The 1,820-nt window shown below is 37.4% G+C and carries 2 protein-coding genes and 1 pseudogene; all 3 read left to right on the top strand.

The annotated features are described in order from the left end of the window. Positions 1-109 precede the first annotated feature (109 nt). Positions 110-454 carry an ATP-binding protein gene (locus AB1L08_RS22245; RefSeq protein WP_413066753.1) on the top strand — a complete coding sequence of 115 codons (345 nt, stop codon included), beginning with the start codon at positions 110-112 and terminating at the stop codon, positions 452-454. 2 nt (positions 455-456) lie between these two features. Further along, entirely contained in the window at positions 457-1,329 is an 873-nt protein-coding gene (locus AB1L08_RS22240) for a response regulator (protein WP_413066754.1), read from the top strand. A gap of 96 nt (positions 1,330-1,425) precedes the next feature. Continuing rightward, positions 1,426-1,744 (top strand): annotated as a pseudogene (locus AB1L08_RS22235) (cation:dicarboxylate symporter family transporter); the annotation flags it as partial. Positions 1,745-1,820 lie beyond the last annotated feature (76 nt).

The raw sequence follows: 1,820 nt of genomic DNA, 5'->3' as shown, positions 1-1,820 counted from the left end.
CATTCGACGACTATTTTTATTTCAGAACGCGAGTGGCAAACTATTGATCAAAATAAAGGTTGTTCAGTAAGCCCTAAATAGTTCAGTTGACTATGAAACGGATCAGCAAATGCCGCTTCTTGCCCTATTGAATAATCTGACAGCCAATTCCGTCGAAGCTATTACAAATAAAGGTGAAATTTATATTAATGTATTCGAAGAATCAGCGTATACTTGTTTCGTTATAAAAGATTCCGGCAAAGGTGTTCCAAAAGAGTATGCATCTACGATCTTTGAAACAGGCTATACGACAAAATATACCGATCAAGGTGTTGCCGCGACGGGGATTGGCTTATCTCATGTAAAAGAAATTATTCATGCGCTTGAGGGGCAAATTGAATTACAATTTCCGGAGAAGGGTGCTGTTTTTCGAATCCTGATCCCGACTAAAAATATCCGAAAGCGAGTTGAATAAAACTGCGTTATTTTATTGTAGATGATGATAAAGCAAGTAGAGAAATGCTGAAGAACATTATAACGGAAGGTGATCTCGGCGTTGTAATCGGTGAGGCCAAAAGCGGGGCCGATTGTCTTGCGTCCATCCTTGCCGTCCATCCTGACGTTGTCTTAATTGACTTATTAATGCCGGGGCTGGACGGTATTGAAGCCATTGAACAGCTGAGAATGAAGGGATTCCAAGGCCAATTTATTATGATTTCTCAAATCGTAAACAAGGAAATGGTTGGGGAAGCTTATGAAAAAGGGGTCGAATTTTTTATCCATAAGCCCATTAATCGAATAGAAGTGCGGAGTATTTTAAAAAGAATAGCAGAACAATTTCAATTAAGAAATTCATTGCTCGTAATCAAGGAATCTTTGGATCAAAGTGAATCAGCATCATCGAGACAGCAAAGCGTAAAAGAGATCGTTTTGTCGATATTAAATGATATGGGCATCATCGGAGAGTCAGGCAGTGATGATGTGATATCGATGATGGAAATCCTCATATATGAAAATGAAGGAGTGATCCAATTGCCGCCATTAAAAAATTTATATGAATCCATTTGTTCTAAGGCGGGGAATCATAACATAAGCAGCAAAGCAATTGAACAGCGGATTCGCAAAATCATCGTAACAGCAGTCAATAATGTAGCTTCTCTGGGGTCGATTGATTATACAAATCTTGTGTTTGAATACTATGCACCCCGTTATTTCGACTTTCAAGTAGTTAGAAATCAAATGGTACAAATTGAAGAAGGCCAGGATGAGCCGAAAAAGGTCAAAGTAAATATAAAGAAATTTCTTCAAGCGCTGTATCATGACACAATCGAAAAATACAACGAAAAATAATATAGGATTCCCTAGGATTCGACAGGCCGCCCGTAAAATACTCATAACGCTATCTCATTGGAAGCGATTACTATGGGAAAGGGTGGCTTTATGTAGATAAAAAAGAAGAAGTTTAAATTTACTTTGCCCTCTCAAATTCTTGTCGGAGCCATTTTTATTGAAACCCGGGCGTGGAAAAGAATTGGTACGATTTTCATAAACATGACTAAAATGATTGTAGTACCAATTCATTATTTCTACTTTAATTCTAGGTGTTGCGGGAACAGAAGATCTAAAAAAATTAGGAAAGCTTGGCGGGAAAACGCTTATTTACTTTAAAGTTGTGACAACGATTGCGATTATCGTTGGTATATTATCTGCAAATATTTTCAAACCGGGTGAAGGTTTGGATATGTCAACACTTTCCAAAGGGAATCAGCTTTGAGGAGTAAATTTATGTTTTTTAGTCCTTAAAACAGAAAATGCACTTATCCACAGATGTAAAAATTTAC

This window comes from Siminovitchia jepli (assembly GCF_047228825.1).
Classification (GTDB): Bacteria; Bacillota; Bacilli; order Bacillales; family Bacillaceae_C; genus Siminovitchia.
The sequence above is the reverse complement of the archived record's forward strand: the minus strand, read 5'-3'. Positions and strand labels throughout refer to the sequence as shown.

What these genes read in the sequence shown, in the direction of transcription:
- AB1L08_RS22245 (WP_413066753.1), top strand. Translation starts at nt 110, where the DNA reads ATGCCGCTTCTTGCCCTATTGAATAATCTGACAGCCAATTCCGTCGAA.